Origin of the sequence: Pseudoclavibacter chungangensis (genome assembly GCF_013410545.1) — a bacterium.
Taxonomy (GTDB): domain Bacteria; phylum Actinomycetota; class Actinomycetes; order Actinomycetales; family Microbacteriaceae; genus Pseudoclavibacter; species Pseudoclavibacter chungangensis.
The window spans coordinates 3438923-3458940 of the sequence record NZ_JACCFV010000001.1; the positions used below are offsets into that span (position 1 = coordinate 3438923).

General features: G+C 70.4%; 18 protein-coding genes and 1 tRNA gene. 9 read left to right on the forward strand and 10 right to left on the reverse strand.

All coding sequences use genetic code 11. The features are described from left to right. Nucleotides 1-9: 9 nt before the first annotated feature. Nucleotides 10-1290, reverse strand: a complete 1281-nt coding sequence (locus HNR16_RS15205; RefSeq protein WP_179558291.1) for a hypothetical protein — start codon at nucleotides 1288-1290, stop codon at nucleotides 10-12. Between the two features lie 401 nt (nucleotides 1291-1691). Here HNR16_RS15205 and HNR16_RS15210 point away from each other — a divergent pair, with 401 nt between their 5' ends. After that, complete coding sequence (locus tag HNR16_RS15210) at nucleotides 1692-1982, forward strand: hypothetical protein (RefSeq protein WP_158041097.1); 291 nt, start codon at nucleotides 1692-1694, stop codon at nucleotides 1980-1982. Here the strand turns inward: HNR16_RS15210 and HNR16_RS15215 are convergent. The 5 genes from HNR16_RS15215 to HNR16_RS17905 all read right to left on the reverse strand — a co-directional run bounded on the left by HNR16_RS15215 (nucleotide 1979) and on the right by HNR16_RS17905 (nucleotide 5210). After that, nucleotides 1979-2398, reverse strand: coding sequence for a DUF488 domain-containing protein (locus HNR16_RS15215; protein WP_179558292.1), 420 nt, complete (start codon nucleotides 2396-2398; stop codon nucleotides 1979-1981). The two genes, HNR16_RS15210 and HNR16_RS15215, sit on opposite strands and share 4 nt — an antisense overlap. Nucleotides 2399-2541: 143 nt before the next feature. Beyond that, complete coding sequence (locus HNR16_RS15220; protein ID WP_158041098.1) at nucleotides 2542-3201, reverse strand: hypothetical protein; 660 nt, start codon at nucleotides 3199-3201, stop codon at nucleotides 2542-2544. Nucleotides 3202-3316: 115 nt separating this feature from the next. After that, a complete protein-coding gene (locus HNR16_RS15225) occupies nucleotides 3317-3607 on the reverse strand; it encodes a hypothetical protein (RefSeq protein ID WP_158041099.1) in 291 nt (96 codons plus the stop codon). 209 nt (nucleotides 3608-3816) lie between these two features. Next, nucleotides 3817-4173, reverse strand: coding sequence for a GntR family transcriptional regulator (locus HNR16_RS15230; RefSeq protein WP_158041100.1), 357 nt, complete (start codon nucleotides 4171-4173; stop codon nucleotides 3817-3819). 134 nt (nucleotides 4174-4307) lie between these two features. Beyond that, nucleotides 4308-5210, reverse strand: a complete 903-nt coding sequence (locus tag HNR16_RS17905) for an excalibur calcium-binding domain-containing protein (RefSeq protein ID WP_244960563.1) — start codon at nucleotides 5208-5210, stop codon at nucleotides 4308-4310. A gap of 392 nt (nucleotides 5211-5602) precedes the next feature. Between HNR16_RS17905 and HNR16_RS15240 the strand changes: the two genes are divergently transcribed. Continuing rightward, nucleotides 5603-7342, forward strand: coding sequence for an ABC-F family ATP-binding cassette domain-containing protein (locus HNR16_RS15240; RefSeq protein ID WP_158041101.1), 1740 nt, complete (start codon nucleotides 5603-5605; stop codon nucleotides 7340-7342). A gap of 537 nt (nucleotides 7343-7879) precedes the next feature. Here HNR16_RS15240 and HNR16_RS15245 read toward each other — a convergent pair. Continuing rightward, nucleotides 7880-8455, reverse strand: a complete 576-nt coding sequence (locus HNR16_RS15245; protein WP_158041102.1) for a hypothetical protein — start codon at nucleotides 8453-8455, stop codon at nucleotides 7880-7882. 139 nt (nucleotides 8456-8594) lie between these two features. Further along, nucleotides 8595-8681: transfer RNA gene (locus HNR16_RS15250), tRNA-Leu, on the reverse strand. 636 nt (nucleotides 8682-9317) lie between these two features. Between HNR16_RS15250 and HNR16_RS15255 the strand changes: the two genes are divergently transcribed. The 7 genes from HNR16_RS15255 (at nucleotide 9318) to pknB (ending at nucleotide 18346) form a co-directional block, all read left to right on the forward strand. After that, nucleotides 9318-10031 carry an FhaA domain-containing protein gene (locus HNR16_RS15255; protein WP_158041103.1) on the forward strand — a complete coding sequence of 238 codons (714 nt, stop codon included), beginning with the start codon at nucleotides 9318-9320 and terminating at the stop codon, nucleotides 10029-10031. Then, nucleotides 10028-10573 carry an FHA domain-containing protein FhaB/FipA gene (locus HNR16_RS15260; RefSeq protein ID WP_158041104.1) on the forward strand — a complete coding sequence of 182 codons (546 nt, stop codon included), beginning with the start codon at nucleotides 10028-10030 and terminating at the stop codon, nucleotides 10571-10573. The genes HNR16_RS15255 and HNR16_RS15260 overlap by 4 nt, the downstream gene beginning before the upstream one ends. Nucleotide 10574: 1 nt before the next feature. Continuing rightward, a complete protein-coding gene (locus HNR16_RS15265) occupies nucleotides 10575-11828 on the forward strand; it encodes a PP2C family protein-serine/threonine phosphatase (RefSeq protein ID WP_158041105.1) in 1254 nt (417 codons plus the stop codon). Then, a complete protein-coding gene (locus HNR16_RS15270; protein WP_158041106.1) occupies nucleotides 11812-13209 on the forward strand; it encodes an FtsW/RodA/SpoVE family cell cycle protein in 1398 nt (465 codons plus the stop codon). The genes HNR16_RS15265 and HNR16_RS15270 overlap by 17 nt, the downstream gene beginning before the upstream one ends. Then, a complete protein-coding gene (locus tag HNR16_RS15275; protein ID WP_158041107.1) occupies nucleotides 13206-14666 on the forward strand; it encodes a peptidoglycan D,D-transpeptidase FtsI family protein in 1461 nt (486 codons plus the stop codon). Before HNR16_RS15270 ends, HNR16_RS15275 begins: the two co-directional genes overlap by 4 nt. Then, nucleotides 14663-16471, forward strand: a complete 1809-nt coding sequence (locus HNR16_RS15280) for a serine/threonine-protein kinase (RefSeq protein ID WP_158041108.1) — start codon at nucleotides 14663-14665, stop codon at nucleotides 16469-16471. Before HNR16_RS15275 ends, HNR16_RS15280 begins: the two co-directional genes overlap by 4 nt. 126 nt (nucleotides 16472-16597) lie before the next feature. After that, on the forward strand, nucleotides 16598-18346 hold the full coding sequence (pknB, locus tag HNR16_RS15285; RefSeq protein ID WP_218868464.1) for a Stk1 family PASTA domain-containing Ser/Thr kinase: 1749 nt from the start codon (nucleotides 16598-16600) through the stop codon (nucleotides 18344-18346). Nucleotides 18347-18682: 336 nt separating this feature from the next. On the opposite strand, the gene HNR16_RS15290 is transcribed toward pknB, so the two are convergent. Further along, nucleotides 18683-18862 carry a hypothetical protein gene (locus HNR16_RS15290; protein ID WP_158041109.1) on the reverse strand — a complete coding sequence of 60 codons (180 nt, stop codon included), beginning with the start codon at nucleotides 18860-18862 and terminating at the stop codon, nucleotides 18683-18685. Continuing rightward, nucleotides 18862-19839, reverse strand: coding sequence for a class E sortase (locus HNR16_RS15295; protein ID WP_158041110.1), 978 nt, complete (start codon nucleotides 19837-19839; stop codon nucleotides 18862-18864). The genes HNR16_RS15290 and HNR16_RS15295 overlap by 1 nt, the downstream gene beginning before the upstream one ends. Nucleotides 19840-20018 lie beyond the last annotated feature (179 nt).

The window sequence follows — 20018 nt, forward strand, 5'->3', positions numbered from 1 at the left end:
CATCGACGTTCAGCGGAAGATCGCCGTCTGCACCATCGACAGGATGAGTGCCGTGACCTGCAGAACCGCGATGAACGCCCCGGCCGCACCGGCACCGAACGCGATGAGGTTCGTGCGTTCGGTGCGGAGGAACCCGACCACGCCGAGGAACGACGCGATGAGCGCGACCACGGCGACGAGGAAGTCGAGCATCCACGTCGCCGTCAGGTACGCGGTCGGGCTCACGGTCGAGAGCGCCGTGGTGAGGACGCCGGACGCGATGCCGAACGCCGCGAGCACGACGAGCGCGATCGCTGCGGCGAGCACGACGCGGTCCTTCGTGATGGCGAACGGCTCGGTCGCGCCGGTGGCACGCGTGAGTCGCGCGAAGCCACCGGCCGATTGCGGCTGCACGCCGCCGACGGTGCCGACGGGAGGGGCGGCCGTGGCAGGCTCGCGCATCGGGCCCGCGCCTGGTGCCCCGTCGACTCGATCCGGCGCGACCCGATCCGGCGCGACCCGGTCCGGCGCCGGTTCGGCGGCCGTCGGTGCGACGGACGAGGCCGGCGCGCCCCACAGCGGAAGACTGCCGTACGGTTCCGCGGGTGCGGCCGGCTGCGGCGACTGCGGTGCAGCCGCCGCATGCTGCGCGGGTTCGGGCGCCGCGTTCGGGGTCGACTCGAACTGCGGTGTCGCGTAGCCGTGCTCCGGTGCGTACACGGGAGCGATGTGCGATTCGACTCGCGCACCACGGCGCGCGCCCCACAGCCGTGGCGCGGGAGCCGTGGGCTGCACCGAACGCTCGGCGGCGCTCGCCGCCTGCGCGATGTGCGTCACCGTCGCGCCGGCCTCGCGTCCGCCACGGCCACGCCCCCCGGGCTGCCTGCTCACCGACACGACGACACCGTTCGGTCCCACCTGGGTGCGTCCGCGAGCGTCGTTCCGCTGCGCCCCGGTGCTGGGCCAGGGCGCAGCACCCGCTGTGTAGCCGTTCGGTTCGTCGCGGCGTGCGCGGTCCGTGGCGGGAGCGTCGCGTCGCTCGTGCGGCAGAGGCCCGGCCGTCGCGGTCGGACCCGTCGACGGCCAGGGGGCCGGGTGCGTCGGCCACGCGGGAGGTGCACTCGCGGTCGGCCCGATCGGCGTCGGGCCGGCGGGTGCGACGGTCGATCCGACGAGCGGAACCATGCCGCTCGCGGTGGACTCGGCCTCGCGCATCTTCGGGGACGATGCCGGGTAGGCGGCGACCGGGAGCGCCGTTCCGGCGGTGTCGGCGGCGCCGTACGCCATCGAGGTCCCTGCGGGCAGTGGCATCGTCGGCGGCACGGGCGCGGGCGAGCCGCGATCACTTCCGCCGAGGGCACGCCGCGGCGGGCGGCTCGCAGCCCCCCACCCGACCGCAGATGCGCGGTCCACAACGTCGGTCACAGTCACGTGCCCCCCCCCGGGTTGTTCGTAACGTCGTCCTGAAACGCTACCAAGCGAACGAGGTGCCGCGCCTCCATCGGACGCAGGGTATTCGGGTCCGAACCGTGGATTGCTCGGGATCCGGACGGCCTCGCGAGCACGTTCCGTCGGCGTGTTCGACGGCGGAAGTGGGCCGCACGGGGCACGGCCCGGGGCTTCACGGCGCTACCGCCTACGCTGACGGAGACGCCGCGCGACGGATCCGGCCGCCCCCGTGGCCACGCCCGGCTCGGGACGGGAGGAACACGATGTACGTACGGATCGTCGGCGATGCTTCGAGCGTCGAGGACCTCGAGAACCTGCGCGCACTCGACGTGCGCGCCGACGGTGCACCGCGATCGCAGATCGCCGCGGCACTCGCTCACGCCGGACTCGGCACCCTCGACGGGGATCACGCGTGGTTGTCGATCCCCGCGCTCAAGGCGGCCGGCGCCGACCGCGGCGCCGAATGGGATCGGGATTTCGACGCGATGATCGCCTACGCGGCATCGCGTGGGTGGACGAGCGAGGACGGCACGGTGCGCGCCCACCTCACCTAGGTCCGCCGACCCGCCGCGTCCTCCGACAGGTGCTCGAGGACCACGTCCCGCAGCACGACCGCATGATTCACATGTGGGTCGTGTGCCGCATAGACGAGTGTCACCACCGGGTGTTCCCGCACGACGGCCAGGAGCTCATCGAGCGCGGGGTTCGTGGCGAGTTCGGCACGGTACCGGTGCGCGAACTCGTCGAACCGGTCGGGATCGTGCCCCCACCACGTCCGCAGCTCGGGGGACGGCGCGACGTGCGGGAGTCGGAGGTCGATGTCGGCACGCTCCTTCGACAGGCCGCGTGGCCAGAGCCGATCCACGAGCACCCGGAATCCGTCGGCGGGTGCCGGATCGGCGTAGGCCCGCTTGAGCAGGATCGCGTCGTCGTGTCGCGTCGGGGATGTGCCGTTGTCGTCGTCCGCCATCTCGCGTTCTCCTTCGCTCGTCTTGCGGTTTCACTCGTCGTTCGATCGGTTCGTTCCGTCGGCACCGGGCGCCGTTCCCCCGATCGGACCACCGGCCCACGATCGGACCACCGGCGCCGTTTCGTCGACCATCGGCCGGACCGCTAGCGCGGTGGTCCGCCGGAGGCATCGGGCGGCCCGCCCCACCTCGCCACGTCCCCCGCCGCCACGGCCGCCATGCGTCGTTCCCGATTGACCCGAACGAGACGGACGATCCCCACGACAACGAGCACGAGGCCGAAGATGCCGACCACGATCGAGGCGCCGACCCCGACGAGCACCGGCACCACGAGCGAGGCGCCGATAGACGACGGGTGTGCGTAGACCATCGTCGCCGGCGGTCCGAGGCACTCGAAGCGGTAGTCGCCGTCCAGCGGCGCACGGAGTTCGGCCACCCGCTCGTAGCGCATCCCGTTCACCTCCGTCGAGCTCGAGCCGCGGAGGGCGACGACGGGGACGTCGGCCTCGTCCGGCCCCGTCACGCTGCACGACACGTCCGAGCTGCCGTACCCACCGGCCAGATAGATCGACGCCGTGGAACCTGCGCGCAGCGGCACCGTGCCCGTCGGCGCGACGGGAACGAGCTCGTCCTCGACCGAGCCGGTCGACACGGCCGTCCACACGAGACCGGCGATGAGGCTCCCCGGTGCGACGAGCACGACGAGCACGATTCCGATGACGAGCACGGCGACGGCACCGGCGCGCCCGCGCTGCGTCGCGGGGCGCTTGACGGGGACGCCCTGCGGTTCGGCGGCGATGGTCACGGTTCCTCCCCGGCGTTGTCGGCGATCGCGATGGTAGTTCGCACAGCTGGGAAGCATCGTGATGTGCAGCCGGTCGTCACCGGGACGGCAGCGGTTCCGTCGTCCGACCGCGTGCTCATGCCGACGCACCCCCGGCGCCGGACGAACCACACCGCCAGCACCGGTCGCTGCCGCGTTCCGGAACGGCGCCGCAGTGCGGACACAGCATGGCGAGCCAGCAGGCCGCGTCACCGCCGATCGGTTCCGACGCGACGTCGAGGGCCGCCCCTGCGGACGCGGTCACGTCGGCGCCCGTGCCGTCGGCGGTGCCGTCATCGACCGGCACGTCGCACGGCACGGCGTCGCGCCCCGCGTCGCTCGCGCCCGTGTCGTCGGCCGCATCGCCGTCCGTGGCGGGCACGTGCATCGACCTCCTCATGATCGCTCGGCCGTCGCGAGGCGGCCGCCCCCCTGCGTGCGGCCTCGTGCCGACGACCTCGCGCCGACGGTGAGCGTGGCGACGTGGGCGTGGCGACGTGGAGCGCAGCGCATCGGTCCCGGCATCGTAGACCGCGCGGCGTACACGCCCCGGCGAGCGTGGCCCCGCGAGCGGTCCGCCCCGTGGACGGACGGCACTCACTCGCTCGCGACGGCCTCGCGGACGAGTTCGACGGCGGATGCCCCGTCGATCCCGAGTTCACCGAGTCGCCGCACGTACGCCCTCGCCGCGCGTCGCGCCGCACGCTCGGGATCCTCGACCACGTCACGCACGTACGACCCCTGACGTCCGCGCGTCTCGATCACGCCCTCCGCCTCGAGCGTGCGATAGGCCTTCGCGACCGTGCCCGGCGCGACGCCGAGTGTCGTCGCGAGCGCGCGAACCGTCGGCAGACGCTCTCCGGCCACGTGCCCGGCTCCTGCGATGCGCTCCACCTCCGCGACAATCTGTGCGAAGGCGGGCACGTCGCTCGCCTCGTCGACGCGAATGTCCATGTGTGCCCCCCGTCGTGGTCTCGACCCGACCGGACCACGATGCCACGGTCACCCCCGTGCCCTCCGCATGCACGCGGGAACCACACGACATCCCGTGGCCGCGGGCGCGCCGGACGACGTCGATGCGGGAAGGGTCAGTTCTCGCAGGCGACCCCGTCGTTGTCGCGATCGAGACCCGAGCGGTAGCCGGGCTCGCCGCGGTGGAGCGGTGCGGCGCCGCTCGCCTTCGCATCGGCACAGCTCGAGTAGTACACGCTGGCCGGGGGCGCGGCCTCGTCCTCCGTCTGTTCCTCGGGCTGCGACGGCTCCGGAGCGACGGGGACCTCCGGTTGCGGAGCGGGTTCGTCCTCGACGGGATCGGCGATCGGCGCGGGGACGGGGGCCTCGGTCGTGGGAGGCGCCGTCTCGACGGGGGGCGCCGTGGTGGCGAGCTGCTCGGCGACCTCGCTGACGGTGGGGACGGGCGCCGCGATCGGCGCGGGGGCCGAGGTCGTGGGGGCCATCGCGACGCCGGCGATCAGGACCGCGAGACTCGCGCCGCCGATCGCGAGCGACGCGATTCCGGTCCGTCCCAGCAGGCGTCGCTCGCCACCGCGCCCGGCGGCCAGCGCGCGAACGGCGCCGATCAGGAAGCGCACGACGAACGTGCCGATCGCACCGAGGAAGAGCAGGAGACCGAAGAGGGTCGCCGAGATCGAGCCACCGACGAGGGCCAGCAGGAGGACCACGGCGGCGCACCCCAGGACGACGAACAGGGGCGTCCGCGAGCGCACGGTCGGAGCGACCGGGGCGGGGGAACGAGCGAAGTCGAGCCCGGCCAAACCGTCCATCGAGCCGTTCGGAACCGACCACGGGGCGTCGATCCGTTGCGACGCGTCAGCGGACATCGATGCCGCAGTGAATTCCGGCGGCCGCCCGAACTGCGGCGCGAACGCGGAGCGGTACCGCTCGTCCGTCGGGCTGTCCTGCGACAGTCGTGGGTCGGTCCGGTTCCACGGGGAATCGATCGGGGTCGTCGCGTCGTCGTCGGGTCGCATGGGGGTCCTCGGGGGCAGGGCACGACGGTCGACCGTGCGCCGTCGCGCAGCGGCACGGCGTTCGACGACCGTCGACTCGGTGAAGACGACGCCGCGGGGTCGGCGTCGGCGGAGCATCGCCGGACGAGCCGACGCGGACACGCCCGACGGTGAGCGGGCGAGGTCTGGGGGACGCCTCGATCATGGCACCCGGAGCCACGCCTCGCCAGCCCCACCGATCGGCGGCACACGAACGTGCGACGGGCCGACGCCACTTGACACCCGTCGCGGGCCACCGCAGGATTGTGCGCATGTTCCTGTGAACTCGACCTCTCCCGCGTCCGCGGCCCGGTCACCCTCTCGTGGTGGCCCTCGGTGCCCGGCGGGAACTCGATCGAACGAACAGGAACCCCATGCCGTCGCACGGCGCACTCTCGACGCAACGACACTTCCGCATCGACGGACTCTCATACGCCTATCCGGCCGACCCCACCCGACGCGTCCTGCGCGACGTGCACCTGACCGTCTCGCCGGGCGAACGGATCGGACTCATCGGCGAGAACGGCGCGGGCAAGTCGACCCTCGTGCGGCTCGTCGCCGGTGAGCTCGAGCCGCTCGGCGGCGATCTCGTCCGCCCCGCATCCCTCGGTGTTCTGCTGCAGGAGCACGAGGAGCCCGAGGGAACGACGCTCGGCGATGTCGTCGAGCACGCCATCGCGCCCGTGCGCGCGCTCGTCACCCGGCTCGAGTCGAGCGCCGCGGCACTCGCGGAGCATCCGGACGACGAGGCGGTCGCCACCGCCTACGACGACGCGCTCGCCGCAGTGGAACGCGACGATCCGTGGAGCGTCGACGCGCGCGTCGCGACGGTGCTCGCCTCGCTCGGGCTCGGCGACGTCCCGCTCGATCGCCCGCTCGCGAGCCTCTCCGGGGGCACACGGCGGCGCGTGCACCTCGCCGTGACGCTGCTCGGACGTCCGGACGCACTGCTCCTCGACGAGCCGACGAACCATCTCGACGATGCCGCCGTGGACTTCCTCGTCGCCGAGTTGACGGCGTGGCCGGGCTCCGTGCTCGTCGCGAGCCACGACCGGTGGTTCCTCGACGAGGCGATGACGGGGCTCGTCGACCTCGATCGGGCGCTCGATCCGCACGGTGCCGGCGGTGACCGGCAGGGCACGGCCTCGTCGGGTGGCTTCAGTGCGTATCTCGTCGAGCGCGAGCGTGCTCGGCGCCGGTGGGCCGAGCGCTACGCGGCGCAGGAGGAGGAGCGCGCCGAGATCGAGGCCGCCATCGGCGTCCGCGAGTCGGACATCTTCCACCGCTCGACGTCGAAGTCGGAGGGGCGGATCACGGCGAAGTTCTACGCCGATCGCGCCGCCAAGACGCAGGGCGGTCGCGTGCACGCCGCCCGGGCACGGCTCGCCGCACTCGAACGCGAACAGATCGACCCCCCTCCCGTGCCGCTGCGCTTCGGCCCGCTCGACGCGGGCGCGGCGAGTTCGGACGAGGTCGTGGTGCGTGCCGAGGGGGTCGGTGTCGACGGGCGCCTGTCACCCCTCGACCTGACGCTCGGAGCGGGCGAGCACCTCCTCGTCACCGGGCCGAACGGGGCGGGCAAGTCGACGCTGCTCGCGCTCCTCGGCGACCGACTCGCACCGGACACGGGCACGCTCGAGCTCGTGCACGGCGTCACCGTTCGCCGGCTCGAACAACACGACGCATGGAGCGACCTCACACGCAGCGCGGGCGACGAGTTCGACCTCGCCACCCGTGGGGCGACGCCGGGTCCCGCGACGACCGGGCTGCTCGAGCCCCGTGATCTCGGCCGTCCGGTCGGCGAGCTCTCGCCCGGCCAGCGACGACGGCTCGCGATCGCGATCACGCTCGCGGAGCCGCCGGACGTCCTCCTTCTCGACGAGCCCACCAACCACCTCGCGCTCGCGCTCGTGGACGACCTCGAGCGCGCCCTCGCCGGCTGGCCGGGAACCCTCGTCATCGCGAGCCACGACCGCTGGTTGCGCAGACGATGGGCGGGCCGCCGACTCCACCTGGCTCCGGCTCGGCGACCAGGATCCATCGGTCGTCGTCTTCCACCCAACACGGAGGTGTCGTCCACCTCGTCCGAACCCGCCACGACGACCATCGTGTGACACACGGGCGTGCGGTCCGCGCGCGAACAGGGAGGTTCGGGATGCACGTGTTCATCGAATCCGTCATGGCCACGGTGGTGGGGCTCAATGCCCTACTGCTCGTCGCGACGATCGTCGTGATGTCGCGCACGGCAGACCACCAGAACGCGGGCTGAGGCGACGGATCGGCACCGATCCGAGCACGGTCGCGCACACCGTGGGAGCGAGCGCCCGACGGTTCGGACGCGCGGGCGCTCGCGAGCGCGCACGTCGTCCTGCCCGGGCGTGTCGGATATCCCCAGCCTGTGGACAACACGGTGGATAACGTTGTGGACGCAGCGAACGCTCAGGATCTTCGCGCGCTCGCCGTGACGGTGATGCAACTCCGGGGACGGCGTGCGCGCGGCCCGCGGTCGGAGACGGGGACGGGGACGGGGACGGGGACGGGGACGGGACGACGGTCTCGAGCTGACCACGGCGGTATATCGACCACCTTCGTCCGGGTCGGGGAACGGAACTCGCGGTCCGTGCCGGACGGGACGCGGACCCCCGGTCGGGTCAGTCCCCGGGTGGGAGCGCGGGCCCGTCGGTGGCTGCCCCATCGTCCGGGTCGATGTTCGGCACCGTGCCGTCCTTGCGGTCCCCCACGAGCAGTACGCGGGCGAACCCCAGATCGGGCACGTCGGCGGGCCGGTCGCGGAGCGCGGGGAAGGGCGGGTTGCGAAGGCTCGTCTGCAGCACGTCGCGGACCTCGTCCGCGGTGAGGACGCCGTCGGCCCCGACGGCGCGGACGCGTGCGGCGAAGGCGTCGGAGTAGTCGAACCCGGCGAGGATCCCGAGGTCGCGGCCCCTCGTCGACTCGGTCGCCTCGCGGTCACGGAGACGGTCGATCACGAGTTCGACGCCGTCACCGTCCACGTCGATCGCCCATGCCCGGTACTGGCCCTCGGTGATGTCGCCGCGTTCGACCTCGACGACACGCTGCACCGTCTCGCGGCCCGGCAGTTCGCCGTCGAGGTAGGCGCTCGCGAGGAGCTCGACGATCATCCGCCGGTCGTCCTCGGCGAGGGGGCTGAGGAGGTCGGGGAAATAGAGTCGCCAGTACTCGTCGAAGGACAGCGCGGCCGTGGTCATGCGTCAAGCTCACCGCGTGCAACTGGGAACGCGCCGGTTGCCGCGCCACACGCGGTCATCGGGGCGCGGGGCAGTGCGTGAGCCGGGGGCGAAGAAAAGCCCCCGTTCCCGGAACCGGGAACGGGGGCTGCTCTCTGCGTGGTGCGCGAGGGGGGAGTTGAACCCCCACGCCCTTTCGGGCACACGGACCTGAACCGTGCGCGTCTGCCTATTCCGCCACTCGCGCGCTAACCCGGAGACTCTATCAGACTCCGACCACCCCGCTCGACCACGCCCACGGCCCGACCACGCCCGCCACGCCCGACCACGCCCGCCACGCGACAACGGCCCTCCCTTCGAACACCGCCTCCCCTTGGCCAAAACCCTGCCCTCGACCACGCCCACCCCGCTCGACCACGACCCTCCCTCATGACACCCGCCCGACTCGTGACGCATCGCCGCGAACGCGTCCGGTCATACCCTCCGGACGCCGCACATCAAGCCGGGTTGTTGCTACCGGGCCTGAGGCCCGGTAGCAACAACCCGGCTTGATGCTGGATGGGTGGCAGGGGGGCGATGTCCGGACCGTGCTCGGCCGCGTGGTCCCAGCGCGCTCGCCGGCGTTCTCCGGCGCGCGTCCGTGCCGTGCGCCGAGCGGCGTCCTTCGGCACCGGCGCGCGGTTCGCGTGGACCGACGCGCCTTCCTGAATATGGGTTTCGTCGCCGTAGCGGCTACCATGACGTGACCCTTTTCCGAGGCCGTGTCCGTCGTCACCCACGCGGACGCCGTCTCGAGACGGACGTGAGCGACAGCCCCGAACGACCCTGCCGGAGGATCGGGGATCACGCCGTACCGACCGACCACGCGAGACCCGGGAGTCATGTGGGAATCCTCGACAAATTCGAGCGAGGTCTCGAACGCCTGTTCAACGGTGCGTTCGCCAAGACCTTCCGCTCCGGCTTGCAGCCGGTCGAGATCAGTGCAGCCCTCAAGCGCGCCCTGGACACCAAGGCACAGGTCGTCTCGCGCGAGCGCATCCTCGTCCCGAACCGGTTCCACGTGAACCTCAGCCCGGCCGACTACGAGCGCATGACCGGCCTCGGTACGAGCCTCACCGACGAGCTCCTCCGTGTCGTCGAGCAGCACGCGGCCAGCCAGCACTACCAGTTCGCGGGCGGCCTCAGCATCAAACTCCTCGAGGACGACTCGCTCGCCGAGGGGCAGCTCGACATCGACGCGCGCAGCGTGCAGGGGCAGGTCGCCTGGACGCCGGTGCTCGACTTCGACGGCGAACGCGTCCACCTCCGCACCGGCTCGACGATCATCGGACGCGGCTCCGACGCCGACATCACGATCAGCGACTCGGGTGCCTCCCGCAAGCACGCGGAGATCGTGTGGGACGGCAAACGTGCAGGCGTCCGCGACCTCGGCTCGACCAACGGCACGAAGCTCAACGGGCGCAACATCTCGCGCGCCGCGCTCGAACCCGACTCGGTCATCGAGATCGGCCGTCACGCCTTCACCTTCCGAGTCGTCCCGCAGGCGCCGCCGAGCGACGAGACCGGATACCTTCCCACCCAGCGAGGTCGCGTGTGACCAGTGAACTGACGCTCCTCGTTCTGCGGCTCGGCTTCCTCGCCGTGCTGTGGATCTTCGTCTTCTCCATCATCTATGCGCTGCGCAGCGACCTGTTCGGGACGCGCGCGAGCGAGTACCAGCGCCGCATGGAGCAGCAGTCGCTGCAGCAGACCTTCGGCGCCGCCGACCAGGCGCCGACCGCGACGCCGCCGCACGGCAACCAGCCCGCCGCCGCGCCCGCACCTCGCCGCACGGCAACCGCCACGAGCCCCCGCACGGTCCACCTCGTCGTCACCTCGGGTCCGCGCCGCGGCCTCGAGATCCCGCTCGCGAACGAGCCGCTCACGATCGGGCGCGCGCGGGACAGCGGACTCGTGATCCAGGACGACTACACCTCGACCCACCACGCACGCCTCGTGCGCTGGGACGACGACTGGGTGATCGAGGACCAGAACTCCACGAACGGCACCTACGTCGACGGCGAGCGCATCACCGGCTCGACGCGCATCGGCCGCGGCACCCCCGTCCGCATCGGAACGACCACCTTCGAGCTCCGCTGACATGACCATCATCGCGCGCGCGAGCGCCGTCTCCCACGTCGGCCGGGTCCGCTCCAACAACCAGGACTCCGCCTTCGTCGGCGAACACGTCTTCCTCGTCGCCGACGGTATGGGCGGACACGCCGGCGGCGACGTCGCGAGCGCGATCGTCGCGAAGTACGTCGCCGAGAACGACGTCGCGTTCCCGACGACCGACGACGCCGAGAACGGCCTCGCGCGCCTCCTCGTCGAGGGCAACCGGCAGATCGCCGATGCCGTCGACGAACACCCCGAACTGCGCGGCATGGGCACGACGAGCGATGCGATCTCCCTCGTCGGCGACAAGCTCGTCCTCGCACACATCGGCGATTCGCGCGTCTACCGGTTCCACGAGTCCGAGCTCACGCAGGAGACCGTCGACCACACGTTCGTCCAGCGGCTCGTCGACGCGGGGCGGATCACACCCGAGGAGGCACTCGTCCACCCGCGGCGCTCGGTGCTCATGCGCGTGCTCGGCGACGTCGAGACGGAGCCGGAGATCGACACGTTCGTGACGGACGCCGTCATCGGTGACCGATGGCTGCTCTGCTCCGACGGCCTGTCGAGCTACGTCGACGAATCGCGCATCGCCGCGACACTCCGCAACTCCGTCAGCCTCTCGAGCCGTGAGGTGGCCGACGAGCTCGTGCAGCTCGCACTCGACAACGGCGCACCCGACAACGTGACGGTCGTCGTGCTCGAGATCGGTGACACGCAGCTCGAACCGCTGGAACCGAAACTCGTCGGTTCCGCCGCGAACCCGCTCCGCTACGCGTCCAAGCGGCAGCGCCGCCAGTCACAGCTCATCCCGAACCTCCTGCACCCCCTGCGTCGAGCCGGTTCGCGCCCGGAGGACGAGGAGTTCGTCCCCCCGACCGACGAGTTCCTCGATCGCCTCATCGCGGACGACCGCAAGCGGCGTCGAGTCCGTCAGGTGAGCTGGCTCGTCGGCATCCTCCTCTTCGTGAGCGCACTCGCGGGCGCCGGCGCCCTGTCCTACGCGTGGACCCAGGAGCAGTACTTTGTCGCCGAGAGCGACGGCTACGTGGCGATCTACCAGGGCGTCCAGCAGCCCCTCGGCCCCATCGAGCTGAGCCACGTCGTCGAGGTCACCGACATCCCCGTGAATCACATCGCTGACTACCAGCGCGGGCAGGTCGAGGTGGGCATCACCGCCACGAGCCTCGAGGACGCCCGCGACGTCGTGGAACGGTTGCGAAGTGCCGTCGACGCCTGACCTCGCCGCCGCACCCGACACGCGCGTCCGCGTGCCGGGTGGTCGGCGACGCTCCACGCAGGGGCTGCGCAATCTCGAGCTCGCGCTGCTCGTCTTCGCCGTCGCGATCTTCTTCGCGGCGATCCTCCTCGTGCAGCTCGGCGCGTCCGGCGGCTTCGACTTCAACGTCATCACGATGCCCGCGATCATCGCGGCGCTCACGTTCTGCGTACACATCGTCCTGCGCTTCATCGCGCCGCAGGCCGACCCGTTCATCCTGCCCATCGCAATGACCCTCAACGGCATCGGCATCAGCATGCTGTACCGCCTCGACCTCGCGCACGTCGCCGCAGGTGAGGAGTCCGGTTTCGCGAGTGCCCAGATGATCTACACGGCCGTCGGGGTCGTCATGGCGATCATCGTGCTGTTCCTGCTCAAGAACCACCGCGTCCTGCTGCGGTTCATGTACATCAGCATGGCGCTCGCGATCCTCCTCCTGCTGCTGCCGCTCGTTCCGGGCCTCGGCGACCACGACGCGGCCGCTCGCGTGTGGATCAGCATCGGCCCGTTCAACTTCCAGCCCGGCGAGATCGCGAAGATCGCGCTCGCCGTGTTCTTCGCCGGCTACCTCGTGACCGCCCGCGAGACGCTCTCGGTCGTCGGCACGAAGTTCCTCGGCATCCAGTTCCCCCGCCTGCGCGACCTCGCGCCGATCATGGTCGTATGGGCCGTGTGCATGGGCGTGCTCGTGTTCCAGCGCGACCTGGGCACGTCGATGCTCTACTTCGGCCTGTTCCTCGTCATGATGTTCGTCGCGACGGGGCGCATCAGCTGGATCGTCATCGGGCTCGTCCTCGTCGCGATCGGTGGCGTGCTCGCGTACAACTTCATGGGCTACGTCAACTTCCGCGTCCACGCGTGGCTCGATCCGTTCGACCCCGAGATGATCGATGCGAGCGGCGGCAGCTACCAGTTGCTGCAGAGCCTCTACGGTCTCGCGAACGGCGGGCTCATCGGGCAGGGACTCGGCCAGGGGCGCCCGCTCATCACGCCCGTCGCGGAGAGCGACTTCATCATCTCCGCCCTCGGTGAGGAGCTCGGGCTCGCGGGCCTGTTCGTCATCTTCAGCCTCTATCTCATCCTCGTCGCGCGCGGCTTCCGCATCGGCCACCAGGGCATCGACGATTTCGGGCGACTGCTCGCGATGGGCCTCTCGTTCACGATCGCCTGGCAGGTGTTCATCGTCGTGGGTGGCGTGACCCGCGTCATCCCGCTCACGGGACTCACGACGCCCTTCCTCGCGGCGGGCGGATCGAGCCTCCTCGCGAACTGGATCATCGTCGCGATCCTGCTCCGATTGAGCGACACCGTCCGCCAGACCCCGGTGGAGGACCGCGAATGAACCGAAACATCCGAATCGTCGGCGTCGCCGTGCTGGGCATGTTCCTGGCGCTGTTCATCTCGACGACGACCATTCAGGTCTTCCAGGTGAACAACCTCGCGAACGGCCCCGAGAACCGCCGTTCGCAGCTCGCCGACTACGAGATCGAGCGCGGCCCCATCCTCATCGACGGCACGCCCATCGCCTCGTCGAACCCGGTCAACAACATGTACCGCTATCAGCGAAGCTACGCGAACGGCCCGCTCTACTCGGCCGTCACGGGGTACTACACGTACACGCAGGGGTCGACGGGCATCGAGGACGCGATGAACGCCGAGCTGTCGGGCAAGAGCGATTCGCAGTTCTTCGCCGGCCTCAACCGACTCTTCACGGGACAGACCCCCGCGGGCGCCGCGGTGGAGCTCACGATCAACGCGAACGCCCAGCAGGTGGCCTACGACGCACTCGGCGACCTTCGCGGTTCGGTCGTCGCGTTCGACCCGGCGACGGGCGCCATCATCGCGATGGTTTCGACGCCCGGTTACGACCCCAACGGATTGTCCGGGCCCGACCAGGAGCAGGTGCTGGACACCTACAACCAGCTCCTCGCCGACCCGAACGGGCCGTTGCAGAACCGCGCGATCGGTGGCGACATGAACCCGCCGGGGTCGGTCTTCAAGCTCGTGATCGCCGCGGCGGCGCTCGAGGAGGGCATCGCGACCCCCGACTCGCCCCTCGAGAACCCGGCGACGTGGACCCTTCCCGGCTCGACGGCGGTCGTGAACAACCCGAGTCACGGGAGCCCGTGCGGGTCCGGTGAGACGACGAACCTGCGCATCGCGATCGAGCAGTCGTGCAACATCCCGTTCGCCCAGCTCGCGGTGCAGCTCGGTGACGACAAGATCCGCGCGATGGCCGAGAAGCTCGGTTTCGGGCACGAGTTCAAGGTGCCCATGACGGCGAGCGCGAGCATCTACCCTGACGGGCCCCTGGACGATGCACAGACGGGGCTCACGGGCTTCGGGCAGTTCGATGTGCGCGCCACCCCGCTGCAGATGGCCCTCGTCTCGGGCGCGATCGCGAACGGCGGCGTCGTCATGAACCCGACGCTCGTCGAGAGCGTGCTCACACCGGACCTGCGCGAGCTGCAGGGCCAGCAGGTCTCGGAGTTCGGCCGCGCGTTCAGCGCGGAGACGGCGTCCGCACTCGAATCGATGATGATCGGATCCGTGAGCAGTGGCGTCGCGAGTAATGCAAGAATTGACGGCGTCGACGTGGCAGGAAAGACCGGCACGGCCGAGAACGGTGACGACGAGCCATACTCGCTCTGGTTCACCGGATTCGTCGCCACGGACACGACGCACATCGCCGTGGCGGTCGTCCTCGAGGACGGCGGGGGCATGGGGCAGTCGGGTACCGGGAACGGGTCTGCCGCGACGATTGGACAGCAAGTGATGAAGGCGGTGCTTGACGGATGAGGCCAGCTCCAGGGGTTTCGTTTGGAGATCGGTACAAGCTCTCCTCCCGCATCGCCATCGGCGGCATGGGAGAGGTGTGGCAGGCGACCGATCAGGTGATCGGCCGGACGGTCGCGATCAAGATCCTCAAAGACGAATACATGGGTGATCCCGGCTTCCTCGAGCGCTTCCGCGCCGAGGCCCGGCACGCCGCGCTCGTCAACCACGAGGGCATCGCGAACGTCTACGACTACGGCGAGGAGAACGGCTCCGCCTACCTCGTCATGGAGCTCGTGCCCGGCGAGGCGCTCTCGAACATCCTGGAGCGTGAGCGTGTCCTGCCCGCGCCGAAGGTCATGGACATCGTCGCGCAGACGGCGTCCGCGCTGCAGGCCGCCCACAACGCGGGTCTCGTGCACCGGGACATCAAGCCCGGCAACCTGCTCATCACCCCCGACGGGCGCGTGAAGATCACCGACTTCGGTATCGCGCGCATCGCAGACCAGGTGCCACTCACCGCGACCGGGCAGGTCATGGGGACGGTCCAGTACCTGTCGCCCGAACAGGCGTCGGGTCACCCCGCCTCCCCGTCGACGGACATCTACTCGCTCGGCATCGTCGCGTACGAGTGCCTCTCGGGTCGTCGCCCGTTCACGGGCGAGTCGCAGGTCGCGATCGCGATGGCGCACATCAACGACGAGCCGCCGGAGCTGCCCGTCACGGTGCCGGAGCCCGTCCGGAATCTCGTGATGTGTGCGCTCGCGAAGAACCCCGACGAGCGCCCGTCGACCATCGAGGCGATGGGCCGTGCAGCCCGCGCGCTTCGCGACGGTGACGTCGCGAAGGCCGCGCACTTCGTGCCCGCCGTCGCCGGCGGCGAGGTGCCCGACGCGACGGCGCCGCTCGACCGCACCCAGCTGCTGAACGACGACGCCCGCACGACGGTGCTCGGCGCGGCGCCGGGGCGACCCGACACGCAGGCCACGACCGCGTACGCGGACCCCACGGGCTTCGACACCCTCATCGACACCCCGAAGGACGACGACGCGCTCGTCGAACGCCCCGAGCAACGCGCGGACACGGAGAAGAAGAAGGTCCCCGTCTGGGTGTGGGTGCTCATCGCATCCATCGCCGTCGTCGCCATCGCGGCGGCGATCATCTGGGCGGTCATCCGCGGCGGGACGCCGGCGGCGACGACCGCGGCCACGACCGCGACGCCCACCCAGACGCAGACGCAGACGCCGACCGCGACGACGATCACGATCTCCGAGGGCCAGTACATCGGCCTCACCTACGAAGAGGCCTCGTCGAAGTTGTCCGCACTCGGCCTCGTCCCCGAACGCTCCGTCGGTGCCGCGGCGCCGAGCCAGGACCAGGTGAACACCGTCTCGGCGGTGAACCCGACCGGCACGCTGTCGCCCGGAGCGACCGTCACCGTCACGGTCTACGACGAGATCGCGAGCCCGGACGCGCCCACGAGCGCACCGTCGATCACGGTGAACCAGAACGGGACGCAGGCGAACGTGAGCTGGCCGTCCTACCAGTGCCCGCCCGGCCAGGCGCTCTCGCACTATGTCGTCCACGTCTCGGGCGGCTCGTCCAACAACGGCACCGAGGTGACCGGGACGAGCATCTCCGTCGCGATCGACCAGGGCTCCACGGCGTTGACCGTCTCGTACGAGGCGGTGTGCGGGAACACGAGCAGCGGCAGCTCGCCGGAGACCACGGTGGACGTGCACCAGACGCCCGCCACGAGTCCCCCCCAGCCGTCGAACACCGAAGAGCAGGGCAGCGGGAGCGGCGAGGGTCGGACCGTCCACGACTGATCGCCACTCGGTGCGGACCGAGGGTCAGGCTTTCCCACATCCGCTCGGCACGGAACGGTTAGTATCGGAAGCTGAACGGTTGTCCCGCCCGCGGTGACATGCGAACGGGAGTGAGGAGCGCGCAGGTTGATCCAAGGTGAGCGCACCCTGGCCGGTCGGTACGAGATCGGTCGCCGGGTCGGGCGTGGCGGCATGGCCGAGGTGTACCTCGGCACCGACGAACGGCTCGGTCGTCGTGTCGCAGTCAAGTTGCTCTCCACGTCGCTCGCCGGCGAGCCGGACTTCCGGTCGCGGTTTCGCCAGGAGGCGCAGGCCGCGGCGCGCATGACGCACCCCACGATCGTCCGCGTGTTCGATGCCGGTGAAGACACCTTCATCCGCGCCGACGGACACGAGCTCATCGTCCCGTACATCGTCATGGAGTACATCGAAGGCGAACAACTCCGCGACATCATGATGGATGCGCCGCTCCCGATCGACAAGGTCGTGAGCTACATGTCGGGCATCCTCACCGCGCTCGAGTACTCGCACCGCGCGGGCGTGGTGCACCGCGACATCAAGCCGGGGAACATCAAGATCACGCCCGAGGGCACGGTCAAGGTGATGGACTTCGGTATCGCACGTGCGATCTCCGACACGGCGGGCACGATCGCCCAGACCACGGCGATCCTCGGCACCGCCTCGTACTTCTCGCCCGAGCAGGCGAAGGGCGAGCAGGTGGACGGGCGAAGCGACCTGTATTCGGCCGGCATCGTGCTCTACGAGATGCTCACGGGGAAGGTGCCGTTCCAGGGCGACTCCGCCGTGGCCGTCGCGTACCAGCACGTGACCGAGAAGCCGGTCCCGCCGAGCCAGATCAATCCGGATGTGTCGCCGGCCATGGACGCGGTCGTACTGCGAGCGCTCGCGAAGAACCGGGACGCGCGCTTCCAGTCGGCCTCCGAGTTCCGACGCGACCTCGAACTCGCCGCACAGGGCACGATGCCGGCCTTCGCGACGGCCGACGACCCGAGCGACGACACGCAGCTCTTCGGTGCGGCGCCCACGTCCGTCGACCAGACGGAGTCGGCCTTCGCCGCACTGTCCGAGACCGACGACCGCGCGCCCCAGGTGCAGCGGCGCCCGCCCGCGATGTGGATCTGGGGGTCCGCCGCGCTGCTCGTCGTCATCGTGATCGCGGTCATCATCTGGGTCGGGAATCTCGGTGGCGTCGATCCGCTCCCGGCGACGAGTTCGGACATGCCCGATGTCGTCGGGCAGACGTGGGAGGAGGCCGAGGCGGCGATCCGTCTCGCCGAGCTCGAACCCACGCGTCAGACGGAGACGAGCGACACGGTCCCCGAGGGCGTCGTCATCTCGACGACCCCGGAGGCGGGCCTCACCGTGACGAAGGGCACGACCGTCACGGTCCTGGTCTCGTCGGGCCCGTCGGCCATCCCCATGCCGAACATCGACGGGATGACCGAGGATCAGGCGCGCACGGCGCTCGAGAACGCCGGGCTCTCGCTCGGGACGATCACCTCGCAGGACTCCGCCACGGCACCCGCCGGGACGATCATCAAGTCGGATCCCCCGAGCGGTTCGCAGGTCGCACCTGGGACGTCGATCAACATCGTCGTCTCGTCGGGGAACGTGACCCTCGATGATCTCCGCGGGATGCCGCTCAGCCAGGCACAGGACAAGCTCCGCACGCTCGGGCTGCAGGCGATCGTCGTGGAGGACCCGAACTGTCCCGCCGACGACGACCAGACGGTCGTGAACATGTCGGAGGCCGCGGGCTCGGTCCCCCAGCACTCGACGGTCACGATCACGTACTGCAGCGGTGCCCCGAAGACGCCCGAGACGACGGCACCGCCCTCGCCGCCCCACACCTGACGCACTCGGTGCGGTGACCCGGAGTCCGTCACCTCGTGACGGTCTTCGGACGGGACACTCGTGTGTTCCGGTCGTCGCCCGTCGACCCAGCGGGCGAGCCGGGCGGGCACCCCTCCAACCTGACGCGCGAGAGTGACTTGATGCGTGGGTGACGGCGTGCAAGCGTTCCCACCGTCTACCGTCTCCACCCGCTGCGGTATCGGCGCGAGCCCGTCGCCGCCGACGTCCCTGCCGAGCGACGGGCTTCCGTCACGCCGGCGGTCGGCTGACGACGGTCGGAGGTCGGCTGATGGCGGTCGCCGTCACAGCCGCACGGAGCCCGGCACGCGGTGACGGTTACGAGATGCCGAGGAGCCCCATACCGACGGTCACGTCGCTCTCCTGCTCGAGGAGCGAATCGACCCACGGGAACACCCAGTACACGAGCCCGTACAGGATCGCGGCGACGAGCACGAGCACGATGAGCAACTTCACGGGCCACGGGCCCGGCAGGACCCGCCAGAGGGCGCCGTACATCAACCGCCCCCGTTCGCGACCGCCTGGGCGATCTGTTCGGGCGGGCCGTCCGCGCGTGCGGTGAAGTGCGCGAACGTCGCGTAGGCGATGATGCGCTCGGCGGTCGACCAGAACGGATTGCAGCTCATGAGCGTGAGGATCCGATCGGTTCCGAGCCCGGCGGGTGGCGTCGGTACCGCGGGCGCGTCCGCGGACTGCTCGTCCTCGTTGAGGCCGAGCGTCCCCCCGCTCTCCTCGCCCGTCGGGACGCGTGGGATCGGATTGAGGACGTCGATCTGCGTCGGCGCCACGTACTCGCCGGAACGATACGTGTAGGTGTACCAGCCGTCCTTCGTCCCGATGATGATCTCGTCGCCCAGTTGCAGCTCGTGGATGTGCTGCATCGACGCACCGTACGCGAGCCGGTGGCCGGCGATGGCGAAGTTGCCTACGGCACCCGGCATCTGCGTGTCCTCGTAGTGCCCGACGTTCTGGTTGAGCACCTCGTGGTAGCCGGTGCCCTCGGCGATCGGACGACTGTAGTCGGCACCCCAGGCGGGCACGTACAGCACGGCGAATCGTTCGTTCGTGACCGTCGGCGCGATGCCGACCGGGATCCCGATCTCGGGGTCGACCGTCGACTCGGGCGCTGAGCTCTCGGCGTCGTCACGGGAGAACGACTCCTCGACACTCGCACCGACGGAGTTCTGTTCGTTGCCGACGATGAGGTCGTTAAGCCAGTACTTCCAGCCGACGAACATGAGCAGGACGAGCCCCATCGTCAGGAGGAGTTCACCCGCGACCCCGACGGCGGTCACCTTGGGGCGAGGCTTCGCGCGCGCGTGCCGGATGGAGCGTCGGCTCGGCAGTGCGGGCGCCGGCTCGGCCGCCCGCGGCTCGTACCCGTCGGACGGCGATGCGTCGCCGCCGAGCAGCGTCGGCAGACCGTCGACGTCGTCGGAGCCGTCGGCGCCGGAAGGGGTGCGGGAAGAGGGCATGCTATCGATTCTAGATAGAATGATCGACATGCCCACTGAGAAGCCTTCGCGCGCCCGGAAGACGTCGCGCGATCGCGCGAACGCCGATCGCGCCCGCACGAGTCCCGACCCGATCGAGGAGGACATCGAGGACCTCGACGACGCGGTGGTGGACGAGGACGACGACCTGGACCCGGACG